The organism is Parasutterella sp. St.1A3, from assembly GCF_059728705.1.
This window is the reverse complement of record NZ_BAAGFK010000001.1, coordinates 1873437-1897775: the sequence shown is the minus strand read 5'-3', so window position 1 is coordinate 1897775 and position 24339 is coordinate 1873437. Positions and strand designations below refer to the sequence as shown.

The window sequence follows — 24339 nt, the reverse complement described above, 5'->3', positions numbered from 1 at the left end:
AATGACGATCGAATACTCGGAACAGCTTGAAAAATTCAGCTTTGATAGCTCCATCTCTCCCCAATACATTCCTTACATAGTCTATGGGCCGGACAGCCTCGGCGACAGTGTTTCCGAAGCCGAAGTCCAGAAAATTGATCAGTTCCTTGAAAAATACGAATTCGTTAGTTTTGACGAGAACAGACTCGAATCACCTGATTTCGGAAGATGCAGCATTTCCGGTATGCAGGGCGAAGTTGTTCCGGCAGTTTTTATCAACAAAGAGGCTGTCAAAGAGGAAGAGCAAAGACGCGCAACTCAAGAAAAAATTTCCGGCATGAGTGCAGAAAACCGAGAAACGTTTGAAAAGGTTTTCCAGGCGCATGTCAATCAGAAGGAATTCAAGGAGCATCCGAAGCTCGTTGAGTCGTTCCGATCAAAACTTGCTGACGTGTTTGTTGATGCCAGTCGCCGTGGAATTCAATTGAAAGCCTCGGAAAAAGAAGCACCGGCAAAAGAAATCAACCGAGAGAGGTGAAAATGTCACTCATTGCTGAACAGCTAGGTTTCGACTTCTTCTTTGCTTCTGAAGTTCAACGCACTGAAGATACTGCGAAGACCGAAAAAATTCATGAAGAAAACAAACAACGCATCAACGACGATTTCAGCACACATCCGATTTATCAATGGGTCAAGCAAAACGCTCCTGCGGTTAAAGAGATCGACGGTGAAAAAATTCTAAAAGCATTTGAAATTCCCGGGCTGCTTAAGCAGTTGGAAACAGAAAATGGGAACTCTCTAAGACAACCTGAACAGCTATACGAAGCAAAGCGGAAAACTTACCAAAATGGTAAGTCTTTGGACGGAGAAGGAGAACGACTTCTTGAGCAGGCTGCCCGTTTGAGCATGCTTAGCGAGATTGTTCATTTTGTAGGATTTGTGAAGCTCCCTACATCAGAACTTTCTTTGCCAAACGATTACGCAAGCAAACTTTTCAATCTGTCATACGAAGCTGACACTGCGTTTTTTTATCACAGAGACACCCTCAAACACAATAAAGACGGTTCTCTAAAGCTAGAAGATTTCGGAGAGGATTTAAACAACACGCGCAAAGGCAGAGGCGCAGGCAAAAGTGCGGATCAAGAGCTGCCATATGACCCGGCAGGCGATTTGGAAAAGCGGCTTGCATCGAACTCACTTGAAAAAGTTTGGCCAAAAGAATCGATCATTGAGCTGCACAAGAAAAATCCCAAAGCTGCAGCCTGTCTCTGGTTGGTTCGTGAATCTCTGGGCGAAAGACGGCCTAAGAAAGGGTCATACCCGTATCGAAGCTATCTGAAGACGGCGGCAGCCGCCATCAATCTGCATCGGCAGGTCGTCACCGGAAAGCTCGCACCGGAAGCTGAAACTGAGGCCTTCGACAGCTTCTACAACGCACGTGACAAATATGAAACGTTTTCACACATCAATCCGAAATACTGGAGGTTCTTTAATTCGAGTCATCTCAACAATGCCAAAGATGTTTGCAAATGGAACCATCTGAATTTATCAGACGGAAGCGACATTAATTCCTACAAATTTCAGTGCATCCTTCCCGGAGCAATGAATCCAGAGAACAATCTGCTCAGTCTAAAGACTCACAAAGGAGTTGTGCTTGACTATTACGCCGTTGCGGTGGGCAATACTGCGGAGGAATTTGAAAAAAATATCGAAAGGCAGCTCAGCGTCACTTTTGCGGATTGGGAGCAAACTGCCGACAAAGCCTCACAGGAAAAGAAACCAAAAACAAAACCGGAACTGCCGATTCGATTGTTCGGACGCGGCAGACGCGACACAAACACCTTTGAAATCTACGGTAAACAGGGATCAATTGAACTTCAGCTTACAGAGAAGATTTCGTTTGAATCGGAAAAGGCTTTCCGCGACTATTTCAAAGATCATAGAGTTGAGCTCGAAAGTAAATACCGCGAATTAAGAGCCGAGTACTCGAAAACTGAAAAAGATTGGAGAAACGGTTCTCCCATTCGCGAGAGAATCGGTCCAGATTGGCGAAACGGCAAAGATGCAACGCCCGACATGTTCATGAACACCTTCGGTTTCAGAGGCGTCGAATTCGGCAACTGGGTGAAACAAGGAAAAAACGGCAGAGAGCGCCAATGGATGCTCAACAATGCATATGATGCACTTTATGATCTCTCCAAGATTTTGAGCATTCCTCCCAAAGCGGTTGCCCTGGACGGAGAGTTGGGACTGTGCTTCGGTTCAAGAGGCTTTGGCAGTGCATCAGCGCACTATGAGCCGGAAAATCGAATCATTAACCTCACTAAAACCAAGGGTTACTCAAGCTTGGCTCATGAATGGTTCCATGCACTGGACCACTACATCGCACGAACAAACTACGAAACCAAATTACAGCAAAAATCCTTCATGAGTGATTTGGCCGATTCCAGGATCGACTATTTCCTGTCCGAAACCGCAAAGAAAAGAATCACAGAAAAAGCAGCCAAGGTGTTTGCTGCTGACGCTCCTCAGAGCGCCGCTACAGAAATTGAGTTCATGCTTAAAACCGATGCGAAAATCCGCAGAGAGCTTGAGCAATTGAATTGCGGCGAAAGATCAAGCGTCGATTTTGAATTCAAGCGCAAAGAGCGCTCAAATTGGCCCGAAAGAGTCATTCCAGTGTCGCTGCGAAACAGTGACTTGATCCTTAGAGAACGCGGAGACAACGGAGTTGTCAGAGAAGTGCTGCATGACGCATGGGCCGATACGATCAACAGCATCAGAAACTCGGATATGCACCGACGAATGCTTAGGAAAAATGACTACTGGCACTCCAAGATCGAAGAAGCTGCCAGAAGCTTCGAGGCCTTTGTGTCGGTAAGAAGCAAAGAGATGAACGTCAGAAACGACTTCCTCACAAACGATACATTTTCTGAGAAAACGTTTGGCAACACCGGGTTTTATCCGTATCTGGACGGAAAGGACGTTCAAACAGTCGCCTCCAAATTTGAGCGCCTTTTTAAAGTACTGAAAACACGGGAAACCGAAAAAGGCATTGCCCTCTACTCAAAATCGAAGTCCGAACCGATTTTCACGAAGAAAAGTGACATTCGCGATGCACTAGTTGAGGCGTTCGGGAAAGAGGGACTTATCAGTCTCGTTGACAGCGATCGCTTTTACCTGGCGCAGACAGAAAAAGAAGCGCTTTCTGCTGCAATGGTTGAACAAAAAGCCAAGTGCGGCATGTCATCGATTTCATTGCCTCAGGATCACCATGTTCTTGGATTCCATGATCCGGTTAACCACAAAACATATTTAATTGCAGACAACCTGACCCGGGAAAGCGCCTGCGCGGTAATGCTGCATGAAATCGGCGTTCACATGGCAAATGATTCAGAGTTGCGCGACCAAACACAAAACCTGATCAAAACGGCAGTGAACCTCTATGAAGCCGGTCTCAAGAAGGGTGAGCCGCTCATGAAGCGAGTGAGCGAGCGGCTTCAGGAGAGCAAAATTTCTCCTCACCACGTTGACTACAAAGAAGAAGTTTGCGGCTACCTGGTTGAAGAGGCCGCAAAACAACATTCAACAGCTCCAGCAGTAATTCGCCTTTTCAATGAGTTCAAATCAACCGTCAATGTCTGGCTGGTCAAACACGGTGTTCGTGATTCGAGCAAACTCACTGCGCTTGACATTGCCACTATTGCGAAGGCCAACGTAAAGGAACTCGCAAAACTGCCGAAACAGTACGAATTAAGCAAAAAAGGCAAGGAAGTTCTGGCAGAGCACGTGAAAACTCTGAGCACGAAATATTCAAAGATTTCCGACGCGGATGCCGAAATCCGATCGCTTTACAAAAGATTCTCCGAGTTGGAACAAGCCGGGAAACCCCTGCCTCAGGCACCGAAACTTTCAAAGAACAAGGAGCATGAAAGATGACAATTATCGGTGAAAAGGATTGGGTATTTGGCACGCAAAAAGCTGATCCTAATGAACAGATTCCTGTACTTTCGATTGAGCCTGAGTGTCACATAAAGTCAAAAAAGGAGGTAATCGACAGATTAAGTTCATGCCTCTCTATTGGGGTCATAAACAAAGACACTGGATTTCTTCTTCAAGCATCAAGAAGCGATGCAAAGAAAACTTTATTCCGGAAAGATATTTCCTCTCCTGTTGTAAAGGCAATATTTAAAAGTGCACAGGTAATCGCATCCTCAGCAGTTTTAATTGAATCTCACGCTGATGTACTGCATGAAAATGAAAAAGTTCAAGCGATTCATATTTTTGCTGTTCCGACTAGAGTGGAAAACACTTTGTATCGGGTTGAGCTCACTGTTCGTGACTACATTGAGAAAGAACACGAAAGGAAAATGATCCATTCTATAGATGGCATCAACATCAAGGAATATGAAAAAGCGTCCGTTTGGGAACCCCCGGTCCAAGAGGTGGCTTCGAAAAGCACTTTGCAAAAAACCGGTCAACCAACCAACGAACGCTATAAAGACATTTTAAATGAAGAAACATCTTCAGTATCCCTAGGGAACCTACTACAGGGATATCAGAGAGCAGACGGAAGAAATTTTTTTGACAAGATTCCTTCGGAAGAGTTCCAGCCGGATGGTGTTTACCAAAGTGATGTTAGACAGCTGTATGTAAATCGTTTTCTCTTCCGCTCTTTCATACATGAGTATGGGCATTTATTGGAGAAGAATAAGTTTTCTCTTTCCGAGAGAAATAGACAGCTCCTATTCTTAAATTTTGAAATTTCTGCGGATGATTTTTGGATCAGTACGAAGGGCCTTACAACAGACAAAAAGAGCTTGGAAAAAATCATTTCCAACAAAGCATCCTACCCAAAGCTAAACCCAGTTGCTCGTAGTGTTTTTGAAGAAGCAAGTCAGGCGGTTGACAAAGGTAATTTTCAGTCCTGTTTGAGCGAAAACGGACAGAAAATATTACGGCTTCATATACAAGCTTTGTCAAAAAAATATTCAAAGATCTCCGACGCGGATGCCGAAATCCGATCGCTTTACAAAAGATTCTCCGAGTTGGAACAAGCCGGAAAACCCCTGCCTCAGGTACCGAAACTTTCAAAAGATCGCGGAAGCGAAAGATGATTAAGAGGAAAAACTATGAGTTCAGATGTTGAAAAAGATTTGTCGGTTCGACTTCAGCTGAACAAGGCACTGCAAAAGTACTTGGACCGCACTGATATCACTGAAATTGCAATCAACCGACCGGGAGAGGTTTGGCTTGAAACAAAAACAGGCTGGGAATGTCTGCGGGATGCAAGTATGTCTTATAAGTATCTCGACGAACTGAGCAACATATGCGCCGTTTACGGCGGAGAAAATAAGGTTTTCGATTCCGCACATCCGATTCTTTCAGTGGAACTTCCGGACGGAGAAAGAGCCCAATTTGTGATGCCGCCCGCCTGTACCGCCGAAACGCTCAGCCTGACGGTAAGAAAAATTTCCAAAAACGTCATTGAACTCTCCGACTATGCAAACAGCGGCTTTTTTTCCAGAGTCCGTGCCAGTGGATCGGTCGATCCGGTCAGCGTGGAGCTGCACTCGCTTTTCGGGAAAATCCACAGCGGGAGCGACAACGAGAAAACCGAGACACGCACAAACTTTCTACGCCGTTGTGTCGAAGCCGGAAAAAACATTGTCATAGCCGGCGGGACCGGAAGCGGGAAAACCACTTTCATGAAAGCCTTAATGCAGTACATCCCGGTTTCACAGCGCATCATCACAATTGAAGACGTTCCGGAACTTGTTTTCGGTTTACCAAAACACAAAAATTTAGTGAATTTATTCTATCCCTCAGAAGCGACGGAACAGTCAACGGTTACGGCTGCAAGTCTAATGAGGTCCTGCCTGAGAATGAAACCGGACAGGATTTTGCTTGCGGAGCTTCGCGGCGGCGAAACATACGATTTTTTGAACATTTGCCTTTCCGGACACTCAGGTTCGATCACGAGCTGTCACGCAGGAAGCTGCGAACAGGTGTTTGATTATTTGGCGCTGAAAGTTCTGCAATCTCCGACCGGACGACAGCTTCCCTACGAGGTCATTCAATCACTGCTTCAGCAGGTGATCGATGTCGTCGTTCACGTTGCAAACGACCGTGTAGTTGGCAGGCACCTGACAGAAATTTTTTACAACGATCCCCTGCGAGACGAAAAATGAAATCTCAGCGTGCAGCGAAAATTGCATTCATTGTGTTGGCGGGCTGTCTCACGATCACGATGCTTTACATGCTGGCCAGCTTCATTCTGATGCGAATTTTCAATCTCCCGATTGAACAGTGCAGACCTTGGACGATCATCCAATATTGGATGGCGTATCGAGGTTCGAGCTCGAAATTCATTCGCATTGCTGTCAATGTGTGCTTTCTGCTTCCTCCCGTTTTACTGGTTTCGGGCGTGATATTTCTCATCGCTCAACGAAACAAACGACCGCTGCACGGAGCCGCCCGCTTTGCCAATGATGCAGAGGTGAAGAAGGCGGGTTTGATCGACCCGCCTAAGGGCCTCGAAAAAACTATTTTGGTCGGAAAATTCAAGAACCAATATTTGACATACGGGGACTTTCAATTCGTTCTGTTGGCGGCTCCGACTCGAAGCGGTAAGGGCGTTGGTGTTGTCGTTCCGAACTGCCTGAATTACAGCGACAGTTTGGTTGTTCTTGACATCAAAGGTGAAAACTTTGACATCACTTCCGGATTCAGAAAGGCATGCGGACAGGAAGTTTTTCTTTTCTCTCCCTATGCTGAAGACGGAAAAACACATCGCTACAATCCTCTGGATTACATCAGCACTTCTCCGTCTGAACGGCTGGGTGACATTGATGCGATCGGGCAAGCCCTGTACGCCGGCGAAGGAAACAACGACAAGTTCTGGAGCGAAAATGCGAAGGACTTTTTCCGTGGCGTTTGTCTGTTCGTGCTTGAATCTCCGGAACTTCCCAACACACTGGGCGAAATCCTAAGACAAGCATCCGGAAAGGGCAAACCGGTAAAAGAACACCTTTTCGAGAAAATTCAGCAGGCTCAGGAAGCCGGAAGACCCTATTCGAGCAACTGCGTTGACGCCCTCAACCGAGTTCTCAGCAACTCGGAAAACACACTGGCCGGTATCGTTGCGACGTTCAACACAGCGCTGCTGTCGTTTCAAAATCCCAAGGTCGATCTCGCGACAAGCGCCTCGGATTTTGATTTGAGAGAGGTTCGGCGAAAACGAATGAGCATCTATTTCAAAATTGAGCCCACGAAGCTCAAGGATGCCAGGGTTTTGATCAATCTATTTTTTGATCAGCTTTTGAACCTGAACACGCGAACCCTCCCCTCTCAGGATAAAACCCTGAAGTATCAGTGCCTCGTTCTGTTGGACGAAATGACATCCATCGGCACTGTCAGCATGATCAAACAGGCTGTTTCGTATATGGCGGGCTACAACATGCGTCTTTTGACGATCATCCAAAACAAGTCACAGCTTGAAGACGTTTATGGAAAAGCCGGTGCCATCACGCTGCTTTCAAACCACGCGCTCATGATTATGTACGCGCCGAGTCCTGCAACTCAATCTGACGCAAACGAATACTCGGAGATGCTCGGCTTCCAGACGGTTAAAAGCAAATCTCGCTCCAGTGGCAAAGGCGGCGGTTCAACGAGTGAGTCTGATCAAAGACGAGCGTTGATGCTTCCGCAGGAAATCCGCGAACTGGGTCAGGATAACGAAATCGTCACACTTGAAAACACGAAACCGATCTTTTGCAAAAAAATTAAGTACTACGAGGACCCTGTTTTCACTAAGCGAGCCAATTGGCAGGTTCCGGAAATTCCTTTCAGGGACGTTGATCTCTTTGTCGCCAAGCTCGAAGCGCGAATCAGAGCAGCCACTGAAAGCGAACTTTCAGATGCAAACATTTCTTCTTCAATCGTCACAGGTGACACTTCGCTTCCCGATGACATGAAGAATCTGCCTGATTCAGCCTGGAGTCAGGATCAAATTGAAGATTATGTGGAAAATCTCATGATCCGCAGCATTCCTCAGTCGATCTCAAATTTTGATGCGCTCAAAAATGTTCGCAGTTCCGTTGGGGAAAATCTGGGGACCCTTGAGAGAATGAACTCCGCTGCTCAGCAAACAGCCGCAGACAGCGAAACGAAAGAATCAGCACAAGAGCCAAAGAGTGAATCCAAAGCACCAAGCGATGATCTTTTGAGTGTTCTGGAAGATTGCGGACTCGATGAGGACGATGAGGAGAGTTCCGATCCGGTTGAAGAGACATCCGAAAAAGAGACTCGGACAGATGCCGATCAAATCTTGATTAATGCCGAGATCACCGCCAATACGGTTTCCACCGTCGAAAAAAACGAAGAAGGCGCAGAGGAGCAGCTCAACGTTCAGAGAACAGTAGAAGCCAATGTCAATGCCAGCATCGAAGCTGCCGACTGGAGCGAGGAAACGTGTGCAAGATTCGTGACGAGTCTGGTTGAGCAAATCAAGAAACAGCTTCACGACTCTCCGAGCTCAGCTGATACAACCGAGTCAGCTGATACATCCGAATCACCCGACACAACCGAGTCATCCGAGCCCCTCGGCCGAGTCGATTTTGCCAACATAAAAAAAATCAGAAATTCATATCGCAGAGCCGGAAAAAACCCGCTTTTCCGACCCTCTGTTTAGTCACTGCGGGATACGAGATTAACTATGGATTACAAACCGTTCAGCAACACCGTCGTCGTGTTCAAAGAGCCGACAGTCAACAAGATCGTTCCCAAGAGCGGTCAGCGCGCCGGAAAAGACACTTTCGTTGTCGAATTCAAAGCCTACCATCCGACTTTTGAAAAAAAGCAGGACGGCTCGTTTGAACGCAAGGATTCTGTTTTTTTCACCGTTCAACAGTTTTTCGGTTCTGAAAAAACAGCCAACACGCTTGCTCAGCATGTCAAGGAAGGCATGACGCTCGAAGTTCGCGGCGATTGCGTTGAGAAAAGTTTCCAAGGCAGGGACGGAGCTTCTAAAACAGAAAACATCATCACTGCTAAGGGGATCGCGGCCTCTTTGACGCAGCCGGGACTTTCTGTCAGCTACGAAAAACCCAAGGCTAAGTCTAAAGGCCAAGAGCGATAAAAGGTTTCATTTGAGCCCAACCCCTCTTTTATGGAGGGAGGGCTCCTTCCCGGGGAAACACATGAGGACCACAACCACTGAAAACATCAAAATCATCATCAATGTTTTCATCAAAAAACTATGCGAAGAGCAAGCGGAAAAACGACTCAGCATGTCGGAGACAGAAGCCGCCGAGTTCGGAGTGTTTGATGAAACGGCGCTGGAAGAGCAGCAAAAGGATAAATTTTACGAATCCTTTGTCTTAAAGAGTTTTGCAAAAGTTCCTTCCGGAGGCGAGTATGAAGAAAGCCAGTAAAGGGAACAACAAATTTTTCAATGACTATGTCCAGAGCGTCGCAGAACTTTTCATTAACGAACTGGAAAAAAACAATGCTCCTTGGCAGAAATCATGGACGGCAGCTGAACTGCCTCAGAGCGCTGTTTCCGGACAGCCCTACAGAGGCGTCAATTTGCTTCATCTCATGGCTGCGCAAATGTCCAACGGGTTTTCAGACCCCCGCTGGATCACATTCAAGCAGGCTAAAGAGCTTGGAGGAAGCGTCAAAAAAGGTGAGCACGGCACCCAATGCATTTTCTGGAAAAAATTGCTGGTAGAAGGTCCGGAAAACAGCACTCAGGAAACGTCTTGCAAACAGACTGAAACCCGGCTGATCCCCTGTCCGTTCACAATTTTCAATGTGGAACAATGTGACGATCTGAAGCTGGAGCCGCTAGCTCCTCAGAATCGTGAATGGACGCCGATAGAAGCTGCTGAAAGGCTGCTCAAAGCCTCAAAGGCAACGATCCTAGAACAGGTCCAGGATCGCGCATTCTACAGCCCGACAGCAGATGTCATTGTTCTGCCCTCGCGCAAACAGTTTAAGAGCGCAGAGGGTTTCTACGACACGGCACTTCACGAACTTGGTCATTGGACAGGACACTCCAGCCGCCTAAACCGGGACATGAGCGGAGGATTCGGCAGCCAAAAATACGCAAGAGAGGAACTTCGGGCCGAGATTTCTTCCTTCATGGTTGGTTCCGCAATTGGTCTTGCGCACGACTGCTCCAGGCATTCCGGTTACGTTTCATCGTGGCTTCAAGTCCTGCGCAAGGACCCGAAAGAGATTTTCCGAGCTTGTGCAGATGCGGAAAAAATCAAGAGTTTCATTTTCGGGCTCGACAAAAATTTAAACCTTGCTGAAGAAACAAAGGAGAGCAGCAAACAACAGAAGACAAAAAACGATCTCTCTCAAATTGCACCGGAATTTTTAAAACTTTCTGAAGCAGAGAGAAAAGGCGTTGCAGCCAGAATTGCAGGGGCTTTGAACATCAGAGAACCTGTGAACGCCTATAGGATTCCCGGAAAAACACCGCAAAGAAAGGAACAGGAAAGATGAAATTATGGATTGCTGAAAAACCAAGCGTGGCTAAAGCGATTTGCGCCGAATTAGGGATTGTCAAAAAAGGAGCCGGTTTCAACGAATGCAAGGGAGGAAACGTTGTGACTTGGTGTTTTGGCCATTTGCTCGAACAGGCTGAACCGGATTTTTATACGGACGCAGACATTCCGGTCAATAAGAAAGGAAAAAAAATCTGGCGAATGAAAGACTTGCCGATTTTCCCGAAAATTTGGAAATTGAACGCGAAGAACGACAAGGGAGTCAAAGCTCAGCTCAAGACAATTAAAGGGCTCCTCGTTCGGGCGGACATTGTTGTCAACTGCGGCGACCCGGACAGGGAGGGACAGCTGCTAGTAGACGAGATTTTAGAGTTTTTTAAATATCGAAAATCTGTTCAGCGTTTCTGGGTGTCCGCACAAGACTCAGCCTCAATTCGCAAGGGCTTAGCTTCACTTCAGCCCAATGCTAAATTCAAAGGAATGAAACTTGCTGCGGAAGGCAGAAGCCGCGCCGATTGGCTTCTGGGGATGAATCTTACAAGAGCTCTCACTCTTGCGCATTCCACAAAGCAACAGAGACGGCTGATTGCCGTCGGTCGCGTTCAAACTCCGACGCTGGCACTGGTTGCGCAAAGAGACGAAAGCGTCAAAAATTTCAAACCGGTGCCGTTCTACAACCTGCGCTCGCTACTTTCCAACGGTTCAGCTTCGTTCACAGCAACTTGGAAACCGTCTGAAGGGCAAATCGGATTGGACAGTGAGAAAAGGCTGATCAGCAACGAAGAAGCGAAAAAACTTTTCAATGAACTCTCAAATGCTCAGAGTGCGACCGTACTGAAAGCTGAGAAGACGGCGAAAAAAACATCTCAGCCAAAAGTTTTCTCATTGGCGGACATCCAGCTTGAAGCCAGTAACCGATTTGGTTTTACAGCGCAGGAAACGCTTGACACTTGCCAGAGTCTGTACGAAGTTCACAAGATTGCGAGCTATCCGAGAAGCGACTGTCAGTTTCTTCCTGAATCGCAGCATTCTGACGCAGCATCTGTGCTCTCCGCTATCGCAAAAACAGACTCTCAGCTTGCGAGCCTGACTCAGAAGGCCAACCCAAACATAAAATCAGCGACTTGGAATGATCAGAAAATTACTGCGCATCACGGAATTATTCCAACCCAGCAATCTGCTGACTGGTCAAAACTGACCGAGAAAGAAAAGAAAATTTATGAACTGATTTCCCGCAGATATTTGGCTCAATTTTTTCCTGAGCATTTATTCGACGCTTCTTCCATTAGCCTCAAAATCAAAAATGAGACTTTTTCCGCAACCGGAAAAGTCACCACCACTGCCGGCTGGAAAGTGGTCTACGGAGATTTTTCCGTCGAAGAGGAAAAAGAGGAAAGTCTGCCCGCTCTTCGGGTAGGCTCAGTGATCCCGGTGAAAAAGATCGAGATCGTTCAGGACAAAACAAAAGCACCGGCCAGCTTCACAGAGGGTTCGTTGATTGCGGCAATGGAGAAAATTCATAATGTCGTCGAAAATCCGGAACACAAAAAACTCTTGAAAGAAGGTGACGGCATTGGAACTCCTGCAACCCGAGCTGCCATCATCACGGAATTAAAAAACAAGGGCTATTTAGAGTCAAAGGGAAAGAAAATCCATGCAACTCAGGAGGGTGTTGCACTTCTTGATCTAGTGCCGGCACTGGTGAAAAATCCGGTTCTCACTGCGATTTTCGAGCGAAAACTGAAAGAAGTTGAAGCCGGAAAAACTGAACTTGAATCTTTTTTAGAAGCTCAGAAAAAGTTCATTCAGCAAGAGGTATCGAAGGCTAAAGCACTGCTGGAAGAGAAATCTGCAAAATGAAAGACAATCCTTTTCTTGACGATTTGTTTCCGGATGCCTTCCGAGCACGTAAAGGTCGAGTTGCTCGCTCATTCGAATACGTTCCGAGTACAGCAGCCTTTCGCTTCTCCGCGCTTTCATCGCGAAAAAAAGCAGAAGGCGTGGCAAACAATCGGACAGAGGTCATGTTGCGCATCGGACCGGCAAATGTGAAAAGCTATTTGCATGTCATTAAGACAGCCGATTACGTTGCGCGTCACGGAAAAATTGAACTGCGAGATCAGGACGGTCAAGTTTTTTTTGATAAAGCCGCTTACCGGCAGAAACTGTATGACTGGAAAATTCTTTCTGCAATGGGTGACGGAGAATCAAAAAAGGGACACGTGCGCCGAATCATCCTTTCAATGCCGTCGGGAACGGATGTTGAGAAATTCAAGGCCGGCTGCAACGACTGGGCAAAAGAGATGCTGAGCGGCTTTGACTATTTGATCGCGTTTCACACCGCGGAAAATGATGAAAAAACAACTCAGCCGCACTGCCACATTCTCGTGCGCACGCTTAACAAGGAAGGAAAAAGATTCCATCTCGACAACGGAGAATTTCAGGCATTTCGTGAGCATTTTGCGAGCTGCTTAATTCGTCATGGGATTGAGGCAAATGCAACTCGTCGTTGGTCGAGAGGAAGGACGGAAAAAGCCGTTTCTCAGGCGGAGCATCATGTTTCAAAGAACCGCAGTTTGAGCAATGAAGATCGAGCCCGCATCTACGCCATGAGCAAAAAACGGGACCTGCTGCGACGACAGAAATCACGCATCGAAAATGTCGTCTCAGCAAGCCGCCGTGGAAAACCCATCGAAGACCACCCGTCAATTGTGAAAGCAAAAAAGACAAGGAAACGAGTCGCCGAACTTGTAAGCAATGCCGTTGAAGTTTTGAACTCTTCGGACGAAACCGACGATCGGATTCTGGCTGAGAAACTTTCCTCCAGATACAAGCATCTCGCTCCCGTCGAAAGCAAGGAACAGCGGATGCTTCGAGAGCTGAACGAAGCTAAGGCCAAAACAATTAAGCGAATGCAGGCAATGAAAAAACGCCAAAGGAAGGCCGATCCGATAAAATATAGATAGATTAAACATCTGACAAATTCTGGACAATCTTCTATGAAGCAACATTTGAACGGGATCTATTGGAAGAGCAACTCTTTCAAGTTTGAGCTGCCGTACATTGGTGATACTTTGAAAAGTTGCTGTATTTTCCGAAAAAACATTGTTGAGATCACATGGAACTCAATGCGGTCCTTGGAAAATAACCCAACAACTCTCCCTCAAACCGCAACTATTCTGTCCGGGCAGTCGGTGGGAGGGATCAGTATCTTTGATCTAATGCAGGTTAAAAATTATGCGGACGGAGCCAAACTTCTCTTAGCGCTGCTTCAGCAGAAAAAATTTGATTTATCGACTTCCACTGCTTGTGCAATCCATAAGTTCGTAGGCAAAGAAGATGCGTTGGAGTGGGGAGTGATTCGTAATAAAGATGTCAGTCTGCACAATATTTCTTTCGTTCCACCAACTCAAAACTTAAGCAGAATTATCGAAGACGGACTCAAGTACCTAAAAACTGAGATTCATAACCCGGTAGAAAGGGCTATTGGCGTGTTTTTGTTTTTAGCAAGAAACCAGCCTTTTTACGATGCAAATAAACGAACTGCCTCTTTAATGATGAACGGTTCATTAATGAACGACGGATATTTTCCGATTACCGTTCTCAATAAAAACTCAGAACAATTTCATGAAAAATTAGGGCAGTTTTATGAGTCCGGCAATGCCAATCCGATGTTTGAATTTTTTAGCATGACTATCAATGAGCTGTACACAAAAAAACAAAGGACAGACTTTCAAAAAAGAGACCTAGAAAAATAGGAACGGAGAATGAATAAGGCAGAAATTGAAAACTGGATAGAATTCATAGATACCCATCGAGGGGTCGAGCTTGAATCAATTGAGCTTTCACTGGAAGATTTTCTGAAAATTTTAAAAACCCTAAACGACCCATTTTGCACTGTGAACTCGGCTGCAAAGCATATGTGCCTCAGCTTGATTTGGCTTTACTCTGAGCAGAAGTTCCAGAAGAAAATGGGCATTTACAACGCTATTAAGCAAAACAACTTCAACCAAATATTGGAGGAATGTAAAAATGAACAAACAGGAATTAGTTGAAAAAGTCGCTGAAAAATCCGGAATCAGCAAAAATCAGGCAGCTAAAACAATCAATGCTGTTTTAGAAACTGTCACCGAAGAGCTGGTTAACGGAGGTTCCGTTAATCTCATCGGTTTCGGGAACTTCAAGGTCACCGATCGCAAATCTCGCCCAGGCCGTAATCCAACAACAGGGGAAGTCATTGAGATTCCTGCTGCAAAAGTACCGCGTTTCACGCCCGGAAAAGCGCTCAAAGACTCTGTCAACAAATAACAATGTCAGGCCCAATTAGGGCTTGTACCTTGCAGGTTGTCATGTGCAGATCAAAACGACAATGATCTGCACGTTTTTTTCTCATATCGTTTGAACGAGCAAATTGGAAGTAGTGTTAAAAAATCGGAAAAATTCGTTTTTAGATGAAATATCCCCAAAAAATATGGTACCTTTCAAGGTTCTTGTTTTTATTAAAATTTATAACTATTTGATTTATAAATAGTATAAACTCTCTCCTTCTCCGCCAACCTTCTCATTATTTTCCCCAGCCTTATTAGTTATCGTTGAATATCTGTAATCCCAATCACAACGGGCGTTTCCCTGTTGCCCTACATCATGGGATTTTATTAGTATTCATTGAATTCGCATTATTGAATTTGCGTTGCTTAGATACGAACCTGAAAGCTGTATAAGTGTTACATGACATTCAATCTGTCGTTTTTAAATTAATCTAACTCTTTGATTTGTTGATCTATTCTATGCAGAATTTCCTTGTTTTTCTATCATGTATCAATTATAATTATTACATGTGATAAATTTATACATGAAATGCAGAAAATTACTGAAAACGATTGCTCTGAAACGATTGTCAGACAAAAGAGAAAAAACGGTGTTACTTACGTTTATAAAAGAATCGTGCGTTATAACCCGGCAAAACGCAATACGGAAGTAATTAGCAGCAAACTATTAGGAAAATTGGACGCGTCCGGTATCCTTATTCCAAATCGCCCTAAGAAAGCTCATGCTCCGGTTACAAATAAACCGGCGCCGACAATAGAGAAAAAGATTGTCGGCATCTCTGATATTTTGAAATTTATTGCCGAGGATTGCGACATTGAAGATGACTTATATGCCTCCTTCAAGGACGATGCCTGCGTCAACAAAATTCTTGATGTCGCAAACTACTGGGTTGCAAACCCGGGCCAATCCCTGAGTAAGTTCGAGGGCTGGCAAAGACTTCATCAAAATCGTTACGGCTACCTGATTACCGAGGACATTTATCACAATCTCTTCTGCGCGGTGGGTGCGGATACGCAAGCCGAGCAGCTTTACTTCAAAGCTCGTTCTAAAAGAGAAGGCAAATGCGTGCTTGCATACGACACCACAACGATTTCTACCTACGGTCAACGAGATGAGTTTGCGCGTTACGGCTTTAACAAAGATGCTGGCGGCCTTCCTGTTATTAAACTTCTGACGCTGTTCTCTCTGCACTCCCATCAACCCATAGCATTCTGGAAGCAGCCCGGTAATTATCCGGATGTTATCAGTTTAACCAATGCGCTTAAAGAGCTGAGTTGGTTGGACATGGATAAGGTGGAACTCGTTATGGACCAAGGGTTTTACAGTGAAAACAACCTCACTGAATTACTGCGCAGGCACGTCAAATTCCTCTGCCTTGCCGATCGTCGAACTAAATGGGTCAGCAAGTTGCTCGATCAGTATAGGGACGAGTTGGACTCCCCGGAAAACTTCAATGGGCTTAACACGTTTGAGAGAGGATACTGCTGCTTCAACAAGAGAACCTTCGGTTTTACCCGCCAAAGAGGGACGGAGTCGGCCAAAGCCGGAGAAGAACAGATGTTCGAAAAGCGCATCTATACCTACCTGTATTTGGACACCGCCAGAGCTGCACAGGAAGAACAAAATTTCTACAGTTCCCTAATGGAGCTTAAAGCTCAGATGGAAGAAAACCGAAAAGAGTTGACCGACGCAGCCTTAGAAAGAGCGGCAAAATTTCTGGTCAGATCCAAACGTCCCTATTGCGGCAAATATAAGTACGCACTCAATAAAGAGTCGTTTAACAAAGAAATCCGTAAATTCGGATGCTTTGCTCTTGTGAGCAATCAGGCAGATTCTACGTTCGAAACCCTCAGAACCTACCGCAGACGCGAGCATATTGAAGACATCTTTGAGCTTGAAAAGGATTGCTTGGACGGCAGAACACCTCGGGTCTGGGAAGCCGCAGCTTTGGAAGGCAGATTCTTTTGCCAGTTCATCGCACTAGGCCTGTATTGTGAGTTATACGAGAGGATCTTCAAAATCAAGGAACAACTCAAAGAAGACAACGCCGCAACAAAAGGTGAAGAACGGGATAACCGATTGTTATTACGCTGGCTGCAATCCAAGTCTCTTAAACAAATTCTCGATTACTTCAGCGTATTGGAGCTAACCGGCTTTAGAGCTGACCGCAATATCGCCATCCGGACAGAAGTTACTAAGCGTGATCAATTGTTTCTTAAACTTCTTGGGATGAAAAATGTTTGAAACATGTATCAATTAGACTGCTTTCAGGATACGAAAACTACTTCACTTTGAAGCTAAGGGCATTGTTCTTTGGATTTGCTGATTGAGTTGCTTAGAGCGTTAGGGTAGAAAGTTTTTTGAGGGAAAATGCGGTTGAATGCTTTACATGCGCCATAGCATAATCCCATAGATAATCTCTCTGCAGAACCTCATAATGCCTTTAGTTCGTTTGAAGACTTCTCTTGTCTGTTCATCAATCCTGTTTTTCAGTTTTGTGACGGTGCAGACTTGTTTAGCTCAGCCTGTATCGCAAAATACACAGGCAGCAGAGATCGTAAGAATTGGCGTTGTACAGCTCGAAGACCCATATTTTTACTTGGATTCTTTCGGTCCGACAATGGCTTTTTTAAGACAAAAGCATCCGGAAATTGTTTTTGAAAGCGAAGAAATTCCGATGGATATTCCAACTGCTGAACTGAGCCGGAAGAATTTTGATTTTTTAATCTCTCCGAGCGGTTTCTATGCGGCGCATAGCTTCTCTGCCGGCCTGAGACAAATCGTGACAAGAAAGCCTGATTCCTCAAGAGATCCCTCTTACTCAGTCGGTTCGTTATTTGTAGTAAGGAATAATTTTGAAGGCGAGAGCCTGGCTTCATTAAAGGGTAAAAGGGCAGTTGCTTATGAGAGTAATTCCCTTGCGGGCTGGCTTAGTGCGATTGCCGAAATAATTAAAGAGGGTTTTGATCATAATCAATTTTTCTCGTCTGTTGTTTTTACCAATTACGGTACGCCTTCTCCCATTAATTATTTACTGAGTGGTCGAGCTGATGTAGCAATACTTCCGACCTGTGAGTATGAAAGATTTCTGTTGTCTCGAAATACAGTCCCGGATGATTTCAAAGTTATCGGATCAAAAGAATCCAGCCTAAGCTGCCAAACCTCCACAGCTCTTTATCCGGATGTGGTTTTTTCGTCATTTCCAAGCGCAAAACCGGAATTAGTCAGGCTGATAACTGTTTCACTGCTTACTAATCCGTCTGGAATGATCAAAGCCAGCTGGAGTATTGCTAACGATTTTTTGGCAGTCAATAGGCTTTTTCAAACTTTAAATATCGGGCCTTATGCTAAACAAGAGATTTCTCTTCTCTCCCTATATGAGCGTTTTAAGCGTGAGATTTTTTTAGCCATTCTGCTTCTGGCTGGTATGTTGTTCCACATTTTGCGAGTCAATCAGCTCGTGCTGAAGCGTACTTCAGAATTAAGGATGGCGATTGCCCAAAGAGACGCTGTTGCTCAAGTGGCAAGGAGTCGTTTAAAGCGATTAAATTACATTGAAAAGAAAGGGATGGTTTCGCAGCTGTCTTCAATAATTGCACATGAATTAAAGCAGCCGTTATCGTCAGTATCAAATTATTCAGCAGGGTTGATCAAATATTTATCTAAAACCGGCAGTAATGATGATAATTTACGCGAGGGCTTATCAGAGATTCACAGGGGAATTAAGAAGGCAGCTTCTATTGTTGATAAGGTCCGAAGTTACTCAAAATACGGGGCATACGGAACGGTTGGAATTGTATCTTTGTCAGAAATAACAGAGAAGGCTCTTTCCTCGATTGAGGCTTATGTAGCCGGGAACTCACCTATTACATGCAAGTTGGAAGGATCTACTTTCATAGAAGCAGATCCTTTGGAATTGGAGTTATTAGTATTTAATGTGCTGAAAAACGCATTAGAAGCGATAGAACCAATGGGCAAAGAAGGCAGGATCTTTTGTAAGGTTTTTTCTTCTCAGCATAGGGTAGTGCTTCAAGTCGATGACAACGGTCCAAAAATTAAAAAAGAAAAACTGGAAAGTATGCGAAAAGCCTTACAAGAATCCATAAAAGCGGAAGGTTTGGGTTTAGGGCTGACGATAATCTTAGGGATTAGTGAAAAATATGACGGAGCTGTGGAGTTTGAACAGCGCGAGCCGCAGGGAATCAGAGTAACAGTCTCATTTCAAAAAAGGGAATAAATGATTAAGCCACACAAAAACTTATCGCCGTTCGTAAGGTTAGTAGACGATGATGAAATGGTTTTAAGAAGTGAGAGTTTCTTACTGAGGATGGACGGCTGGCAGACGGTCGAATACTCGTCTGCGGAGGACTTCCTTGCGTATGACGACACACAAAGACCAGGATGTGTTGTCCTCGATATAAGAATGCCCGGGATGAATGGAATAGAACTCCAGAGGATTATGAAGGAAAAGGGTTTTGATCAGCCAATCATTTTCCTGACGGGGCACGGCGATATTGATATGGCAGTCTCATCATTAAAGAACGGGGCAACGGATTTTTTAGTAAAGCCCGCAGATGAAGAAAAACTACTTCAAGCTGTTCGAAAGGCGGTGGAATCTAATATTGCATTTAGGAAGAGAAAACTTGCAATAGATGAGAGGAAACTAATTTTTAATGGCCTGACAGAAGGAGAAAAACTGATCGCTCCTTTAGTGGCATGCGGCGTTGCAAATAAAGTTATCGCCATAGATATGCAAATCTCGGAGAATGCGGTCAAAAAAAGAAGAGCTTCGCTTATGGAAAAACTCAATACGAAAACGATTGTTGAGTTAACAGATTTCCTTAGGGATATAAATGTAATGGTAGGAAGGCAAAGTGATAGCTAGACGAAAATTCTTATATTCGGTTGGAGCGGCCACTTTGGGAGGAGTGATTTTAACTGCCGCTTACAATCGCTCAAAGGATTTTGAAGAGTCTGCGGATATTGTTGTTGTAGGTGGCGGAGGGGCAGGAGTTGCTGCGGCGGCAAGAGCGTCAGAACTCTTTAAGGGGAGGATCGTTCTTCTCGAAAAGAGAGCCGAGATCGGAGGGAATACTCTCATAAGCGGCGGATTTTTAGGAGTTGTTGACCCTAAACGCCAGATCCCCTTGGGAATAGAAGATTCTGAAGAAAAGCATTTTAAAGATATATTTGAAAACGGGGATCGCTCCGGCAACATTGAACTTATTCACCAACTAGTTTCAAATGCTCCTCGAATGCTGGAGTGGATAGAAAGACAGGGAGTTCAATTTCAGAATTCAGTGATCGAAATTTATGGTTCTCATTTTCCTCGATGCCATCTGCCTAAATCGCCGAACGGGCGTGAGTATATTTCTGTCTTGAGTCAAAAAGCACTGCAAAGGGGAGTAGAAATTAGGACTAATAGTCCGGTAATAAAGCTACTGACCGATAACAATGGCACGGTTACGGGAGCCGAGTACGAGACAGAGGGCAAGATAAGGAAAATTAGGACTCGCAGGGGTGTTATTTTAACGAGCGGAGGATTCGCTTCTAATCCGAAACTCGTAGAAGAGTTTGATCCTCGACTCGTTGCGCTGACGAGCAATAGTTTAAACGGCTCATCTGGAGAAATGCTTTTAGAAGCACAAAGAATAGGGGCCGAGCTCATTGACATGGATAGTATTCAATGTTTGCCGGGGAAATATTCTGGCGGAAAGATAAGAGTTAGATTTCATAATGATGTATCAAGATTTATTTTGATCAATGCATTAGGTGAGCGATTTGTCGACGAGTCTCAACGACGAGATTTTATTAAAGAAGCCGTGTTGGCTCAGCCCAAATCACTTTTCTTCGCAATTATTGACAATGATGGTTTCGAAAGCTACGACCTACTCATGAGGCGTGATGCCGTAAGAGGTATAGAAACCGGAGACGCCTTTTGTTCGGACACATTGGAAGGACTTGCCGAAAAAATAGGTGTACCACCAAAAGCTTTGGTGAAAACGGTTAATCAATATAACGAAAGGGTCTTTGAAAAGGGAAATGGAAACACCGGCTTCCCAATAGTTCAACCTCCTTTTTGGGCAGCTAAATCCGGAATGTCTATTCACTACACAATGGGTGGGATACGAATTAATAAGTTTGCCCAATGTGTTACTACAAGCGGAAAAATAATCAAGGGTTTGTATGCCGCAGGAGAATGCACCGGGGGTATCCATGGGAAAAACAGAATTGGCGGCAATGGTATCTGTGATGCACTGACCTTCGGAATGATTGCCGGAGAATCTATTGCATGCATAATTTAAGGTAAAAATCAATACACCATTAGACCTCTTCTATAAAAAACATCTTGAATAAACTCTTTTCATGACGATTAGTCATACAAGGAGAAAATGATGAGTAAATTATCTAGAAGAAGTTTTTTAGGTGGAGCTGCAACAAGCGCAGCCGGTCTTTTAACCTCCATTGCACTACCGTCTGCAGCACACGCTTCCGACGATATTCCCGCAAAATGGGATCAAACAGTTGATCTCTTGGTGATTGGCGCTGGCGGAGCCGGTTTGGCAACTGCAGTTTCTGCTGCACAAAACGGTGTAAAAAACATCCTTATATTGGAGAAAATGCCGTTTGTAGGTGGCAATACTTCCGTCTCCGGTGGAGGATTTAACTCCGTTGATCCTGTACGTCAAGGAAAACAAAAGATCAAGGATAGTCCTGAATTACATGCTGAGCAAACGCTTGGTGGCGGTGACGGAAGAGGCAATCCTGAACTTGTTAAGACCATGACAGCAAATTCCTATGATGCAGTCAAATGGCTTCAGGACATGGGTATGAAATTCAAAGATGACGTATATCAAATATACGGAGGTCTCTATCCCCGTTGTCATGCTCCTTTCGGTTCTCTTGGCAGCGACTATATCAAAGTGCTTAAACCTCAATGCGATAAAGAAGGAGTTCAGATCCTTACGAATTCTCGTGTTGTAAGACTTTTCCGTGAAAAACAGCTCTCCGGTAAAGTTCTGGGTGCGGAATATGTCGATAAAGACGGCAACCACAAGACAGTTAAGGCTAATCGCGCAGTTGTAGTGGCAACCGGCGGATTTGGCGCTAATCCTGAAATGCGCGCTAAATATGATCCGCGTATGCGCAATTTAACTACTACCAATCTTCCGTGCTCAACCGGAGATTTAATCCCGTTGATGCAAGATATCGGAGCTGATACGGTTGGCATGGACTTTATCCAATGCAACCCGGGCTGCCCTCCGGGAAGAAAGCAGCGCATCATTCTGCACTTATACGCCAAGAACTTTATTTTGGTCGGTCCTGACGGTAAGCGCTTCATTAGAGAAGATGAGAGAAGAGATAACATTCGCGATGCCGTTTTAGGTTTACCTAAGCAGACCGGCTACGCCATTGTTGACTCCAGAGGATTTGGAGATTTGAATCCGGGTCACCAGGATATGGCTAAGAAAGGGTTGGAAACAGGCGACGCTTGGACAGATGACACTATTGAAGGTCTGGCAAAGAAGATGGGGATTGATCCGAAAGCTCTTAGAGCAACGATCGATGAATTCAATGCCGGCGTTGATGCCAAGGCCGATAAACTTGGCAAGGCTCCGCGTAATTTGACAAAGATTGAAAAGGCTCCTTTCTGGGCCGGTTATTCTGGAATGAGCGTTCACCATACGATGGGCGGCGTTGTCATCAATCCGAAGAGCCAGGTTATCGACCGATACAATAAACCGATCGAAGGACTATACGCTGTCGGTGAGGTTACAGGCGGGATTCATGGAACGAATAGACTTGGTGGCAATGCTATTTGCGACATCTTCACATTCGGAAGACTTTGCGGAATTCAAGTTTCCAAGCTGTAATCAAATTACCTTTGCATAAGTAGTAAGTAAAGCCCGTGGGATCCTCCTGCGGGCTTTGTTTTATGTGCATGGTATAGACATGCCCTATCCTGAAAGTGACTTAAGGCGATTTTTCCCGAAGAACTCTTTAGCGGCAAGCGTTCGAACGCTTGAGAACTCCATTAGAAAGCTTGAGAGGGGAGTGTCTCTAATTTTGTGTCTGCCCTAAATTCAGGAGTCTGATCTATGGGAAGCCCTAATTTTCTGTGCATCTTCAGAAAACCAATCGCTAATTTATCCTTGTCGATTAAAGGATCCGTCTGAGTTGCCACAAGGTAATCAAATTGTTCTATCCCTTTATAAGACAAGGCATCTCGGATCGTTGCTCTGGTTGGATAAGACAACTTCTCGTAATAGTTATTGCAGATGAATGACAGGTCATATAAATCACGTATTTTGCCGAGGCCCTGATAGGCAATTGCTTTCGTTCTCGCAAGCGCATCGATCGTGTACACATTGATTCCATTAATTTTCGTCCAGTCCTTCGAAGCTTCGCAGAGATCAATGTTCCTATTTCTGTAGGAGACTTCAATTTTTAGCGGATGAAGAGGATTCCCATAATCCATAAGGCACTGCTTCATTGCGGGCGTATCTTTTAGAATTCGAAATTCAATGTCGTTCTGCATGGAGAAACGCCGGACAATCTCTGTGATGTTCTGCTTTCTGCCGTCTAAAATAATGTCCTCGGAAAAACGATCCAAACCATAGCAAATCGATAAAGCGGTCTCCCCCTTTAAAACAAATTGATCTGTCTGCTTGTTAAGAAGCAAAAGGAAGCTATTAATAAGCTTTCCGTGAAGTAATTGCCAGTTACCTGGTTCATTGTTCATTTTCGTGGTCCTGTAAAAATCTCAGCCACGCAACGCCGTATTCTTTACCGATGAACTCTTTAATTTTTTCCCACATGTAAGACGTTCTAAGCAGCAGTAATTTAGAAAAAACTTCTTCTGTATATTTATTGTTGCAGATGAAGTCCTTGTTCATGCCTTGAGCGTAACCGAAATTGCCTTCGGAGACGAGATCGAGTAATGCTCTAATATGGTTTGCGATCTTGTACGTATCCGGATGATTTGGCACGAAGCTATTGTCTTCAATGCCGTAAATTCCGAAAACAGAATCATCCGGCTCCCTAATCGTTAAATTTTCCACTGTATTCCCGTTTGATGCCAGTCACCGCAAGTCTCTAAACTGCACCTCAGATTCAATGCATGTATGCCTGTGATGTATTTCATGATTTTTCCTGTTCGCTTATCCGAGATGAGAATTATCCTAATCGTGGGCAGTTGTCTATACGGGGAAATATTTTTAGATTTCTTTGTAGATTTTTCCCTAATTATCTCCCTGGTTCAAAGAAAAACCAAAAGGTAAGAAAGTCACACGAAACTCCAAATCCAACTTTCTGGCGCAATGCTTGATATTGAGCTGTGGTTAATCATCGTTTAGCAATGATTATTTTGAATTTGAATAATTTCATTTACATCAATGGCGATAAATTGGTTTGAATAAAAATGAATCGATCAAAAAATGGTTAGGTCGTGTTTTCATGGCTTAGTTTTCTTGTAAAACGTAATAGTGATTTCTCTCAACGATTCGAACGGTAT

General features: G+C 44.7%; 20 protein-coding genes. 18 read left to right on the top strand and 2 right to left on the bottom strand.

Features of this window, described 5'->3' with window-relative positions; genetic code table 11:
• Position 1: 1 nt before the first annotated feature.
• The 18 genes from AC6I1F_RS08730 to AC6I1F_RS08645 all read left to right on the top strand — a co-directional run bounded on the left by AC6I1F_RS08730 (position 2) and on the right by AC6I1F_RS08645 (position 22699).
• A complete protein-coding gene (locus AC6I1F_RS08730) occupies positions 2-517 on the top strand; it encodes a hypothetical protein (RefSeq protein ID WP_160335481.1) in 516 nt (171 codons plus the stop codon).
• Between the two features lie 2 nt (positions 518-519).
• Positions 520-3918: an LPD1 domain-containing protein gene (locus AC6I1F_RS08725; protein ID WP_497801741.1), complete on the top strand. Its 3399-nt coding sequence runs from the start codon at positions 520-522 to the stop codon at positions 3916-3918.
• Positions 3915-5096, top strand: coding sequence for an LPD3 domain-containing protein (locus AC6I1F_RS08720; protein ID WP_251451627.1), 1182 nt, complete (start codon positions 3915-3917; stop codon positions 5094-5096). The genes AC6I1F_RS08725 and AC6I1F_RS08720 overlap by 4 nt, the downstream gene beginning before the upstream one ends.
• A gap of 15 nt (positions 5097-5111) precedes the next feature.
• Complete coding sequence (gene virB11, locus AC6I1F_RS08715) at positions 5112-6170, top strand: P-type DNA transfer ATPase VirB11 (RefSeq protein WP_290432789.1); 1059 nt, start codon at positions 5112-5114, stop codon at positions 6168-6170.
• Positions 6167-8671 carry a type IV secretory system conjugative DNA transfer family protein gene (locus AC6I1F_RS08710; RefSeq protein WP_497801740.1) on the top strand — a complete coding sequence of 835 codons (2505 nt, stop codon included), beginning with the start codon at positions 6167-6169 and terminating at the stop codon, positions 8669-8671. The genes virB11 and AC6I1F_RS08710 overlap by 4 nt, the downstream gene beginning before the upstream one ends.
• Before the next feature lie 24 nt (positions 8672-8695).
• Positions 8696-9118 carry a hypothetical protein gene (locus AC6I1F_RS08705; RefSeq protein WP_290432791.1) on the top strand — a complete coding sequence of 141 codons (423 nt, stop codon included), beginning with the start codon at positions 8696-8698 and terminating at the stop codon, positions 9116-9118.
• Positions 9119-9179: 61 nt separating this feature from the next.
• Positions 9180-9413 carry a hypothetical protein gene (locus tag AC6I1F_RS08700; RefSeq protein ID WP_160336195.1) on the top strand — a complete coding sequence of 78 codons (234 nt, stop codon included), beginning with the start codon at positions 9180-9182 and terminating at the stop codon, positions 9411-9413.
• Positions 9397-10494 carry an ArdC family protein gene (locus tag AC6I1F_RS08695; RefSeq protein WP_290432792.1) on the top strand — a complete coding sequence of 366 codons (1098 nt, stop codon included), beginning with the start codon at positions 9397-9399 and terminating at the stop codon, positions 10492-10494. Before AC6I1F_RS08700 ends, AC6I1F_RS08695 begins: the two co-directional genes overlap by 17 nt.
• The gene (locus AC6I1F_RS08690) at positions 10491-12356 is read left to right on the top strand and encodes a DNA topoisomerase 3 (protein WP_290432793.1); all 1866 of its coding nucleotides are present in this window, start codon (positions 10491-10493) and stop codon (positions 12354-12356) included. The genes AC6I1F_RS08695 and AC6I1F_RS08690 overlap by 4 nt, the downstream gene beginning before the upstream one ends.
• The gene (locus tag AC6I1F_RS08685) at positions 12353-13462 is read left to right on the top strand and encodes a relaxase/mobilization nuclease domain-containing protein (protein WP_290432794.1); all 1110 of its coding nucleotides are present in this window, start codon (positions 12353-12355) and stop codon (positions 13460-13462) included. The genes AC6I1F_RS08690 and AC6I1F_RS08685 overlap by 4 nt, the downstream gene beginning before the upstream one ends.
• 33 nt (positions 13463-13495) lie before the next feature.
• Entirely contained in the window at positions 13496-14254 is a 759-nt protein-coding gene (locus AC6I1F_RS08680; RefSeq protein ID WP_290432795.1) for a Fic family protein, read from the top strand.
• Positions 14255-14263: 9 nt separating this feature from the next.
• Positions 14264-14551 carry a hypothetical protein gene (locus AC6I1F_RS08675; RefSeq protein WP_160336200.1) on the top strand — a complete coding sequence of 96 codons (288 nt, stop codon included), beginning with the start codon at positions 14264-14266 and terminating at the stop codon, positions 14549-14551.
• Positions 14529-14804 carry an HU family DNA-binding protein gene (locus AC6I1F_RS08670; protein WP_290432796.1) on the top strand — a complete coding sequence of 92 codons (276 nt, stop codon included), beginning with the start codon at positions 14529-14531 and terminating at the stop codon, positions 14802-14804. The genes AC6I1F_RS08675 and AC6I1F_RS08670 overlap by 23 nt, the downstream gene beginning before the upstream one ends.
• 549 nt (positions 14805-15353) lie before the next feature.
• A complete protein-coding gene (locus tag AC6I1F_RS08665; protein ID WP_497801739.1) occupies positions 15354-17069 on the top strand; it encodes an IS1634 family transposase in 1716 nt (571 codons plus the stop codon).
• 193 nt (positions 17070-17262) lie between these two features.
• Positions 17263-19062: a sensor histidine kinase gene (locus tag AC6I1F_RS08660; protein ID WP_289175535.1), complete on the top strand. Its 1800-nt coding sequence runs from the start codon at positions 17263-17265 to the stop codon at positions 19060-19062.
• Positions 19063-19710: a response regulator transcription factor gene (locus AC6I1F_RS08655; RefSeq protein ID WP_290150002.1), complete on the top strand. Its 648-nt coding sequence runs from the start codon at positions 19063-19065 to the stop codon at positions 19708-19710.
• Positions 19700-21130: an FAD-dependent oxidoreductase gene (locus tag AC6I1F_RS08650; RefSeq protein WP_290174337.1), complete on the top strand. Its 1431-nt coding sequence runs from the start codon at positions 19700-19702 to the stop codon at positions 21128-21130. Before AC6I1F_RS08655 ends, AC6I1F_RS08650 begins: the two co-directional genes overlap by 11 nt.
• 90 nt (positions 21131-21220) lie before the next feature.
• Entirely contained in the window at positions 21221-22699 is a 1479-nt protein-coding gene (locus AC6I1F_RS08645) for a flavocytochrome c (RefSeq protein WP_289184836.1), read from the top strand.
• 161 nt (positions 22700-22860) lie between these two features.
• Here AC6I1F_RS08645 and AC6I1F_RS08640 read toward each other — a convergent pair whose 3' ends face one another.
• Positions 22861-23568, bottom strand: a complete 708-nt coding sequence (locus AC6I1F_RS08640) for a nucleotidyl transferase AbiEii/AbiGii toxin family protein (protein ID WP_290150004.1) — start codon at positions 23566-23568, stop codon at positions 22861-22863.
• Positions 23558-23887: a hypothetical protein gene (locus tag AC6I1F_RS08635; RefSeq protein ID WP_290150005.1), complete on the bottom strand. Its 330-nt coding sequence runs from the start codon at positions 23885-23887 to the stop codon at positions 23558-23560. Before AC6I1F_RS08635 ends, AC6I1F_RS08640 begins: the two co-directional genes overlap by 11 nt.
• Positions 23888-24339 lie beyond the last annotated feature (452 nt).

Excerpts from the sequence above, each read along its gene's own strand:
- AC6I1F_RS08675 (WP_160336200.1), top strand. The coding sequence starts at position 14,264 with ATGAATAAGGCAGAAATTGAAAACTGGATAGAATTCATAGATACCCAT.
- AC6I1F_RS08695 (WP_290432792.1), top strand. The coding sequence starts at position 9,397 with ATGAAGAAAGCCAGTAAAGGGAACAACAAATTTTTCAATGACTATGTC.
- AC6I1F_RS08660 (WP_289175535.1), top strand. The coding sequence starts at position 17,263 with ATGCCTTTAGTTCGTTTGAAGACTTCTCTTGTCTGTTCATCAATCCTG.
- AC6I1F_RS08720 (WP_251451627.1), top strand. The coding sequence starts at position 3,915 with ATGACAATTATCGGTGAAAAGGATTGGGTATTTGGCACGCAAAAAGCT.
- AC6I1F_RS08670 (WP_290432796.1), top strand. The coding sequence starts at position 14,529 with ATGAACAAACAGGAATTAGTTGAAAAAGTCGCTGAAAAATCCGGAATC.
- AC6I1F_RS08645 (WP_289184836.1), top strand. The coding sequence starts at position 21,221 with ATGAGTAAATTATCTAGAAGAAGTTTTTTAGGTGGAGCTGCAACAAGC.
- AC6I1F_RS08710 (WP_497801740.1), top strand. The coding sequence starts at position 6,167 with ATGAAATCTCAGCGTGCAGCGAAAATTGCATTCATTGTGTTGGCGGGC.
- AC6I1F_RS08700 (WP_160336195.1), top strand. The coding sequence starts at position 9,180 with ATGAGGACCACAACCACTGAAAACATCAAAATCATCATCAATGTTTTC.
- AC6I1F_RS08655 (WP_290150002.1), top strand. The coding sequence starts at position 19,063 with ATGATTAAGCCACACAAAAACTTATCGCCGTTCGTAAGGTTAGTAGAC.
- AC6I1F_RS08665 (WP_497801739.1), top strand. The coding sequence starts at position 15,354 with ATGCAGAAAATTACTGAAAACGATTGCTCTGAAACGATTGTCAGACAA.
- AC6I1F_RS08680 (WP_290432795.1), top strand. The coding sequence starts at position 13,496 with ATGAAGCAACATTTGAACGGGATCTATTGGAAGAGCAACTCTTTCAAG.
- AC6I1F_RS08640 (WP_290150004.1), bottom strand. The coding sequence starts at position 23,568 with ATGAACAATGAACCAGGTAACTGGCAATTACTTCACGGAAAGCTTATT.
- AC6I1F_RS08690 (WP_290432793.1), top strand. The coding sequence starts at position 10,491 with ATGAAATTATGGATTGCTGAAAAACCAAGCGTGGCTAAAGCGATTTGC.
- AC6I1F_RS08725 (WP_497801741.1), top strand. The coding sequence starts at position 520 with ATGTCACTCATTGCTGAACAGCTAGGTTTCGACTTCTTCTTTGCTTCT.
- AC6I1F_RS08730 (WP_160335481.1), top strand. The coding sequence starts at position 2 with ATGACGATCGAATACTCGGAACAGCTTGAAAAATTCAGCTTTGATAGC.
- AC6I1F_RS08685 (WP_290432794.1), top strand. The coding sequence starts at position 12,353 with ATGAAAGACAATCCTTTTCTTGACGATTTGTTTCCGGATGCCTTCCGA.
- virB11 (WP_290432789.1), top strand. The coding sequence starts at position 5,112 with ATGAGTTCAGATGTTGAAAAAGATTTGTCGGTTCGACTTCAGCTGAAC.
- AC6I1F_RS08705 (WP_290432791.1), top strand. The coding sequence starts at position 8,696 with ATGGATTACAAACCGTTCAGCAACACCGTCGTCGTGTTCAAAGAGCCG.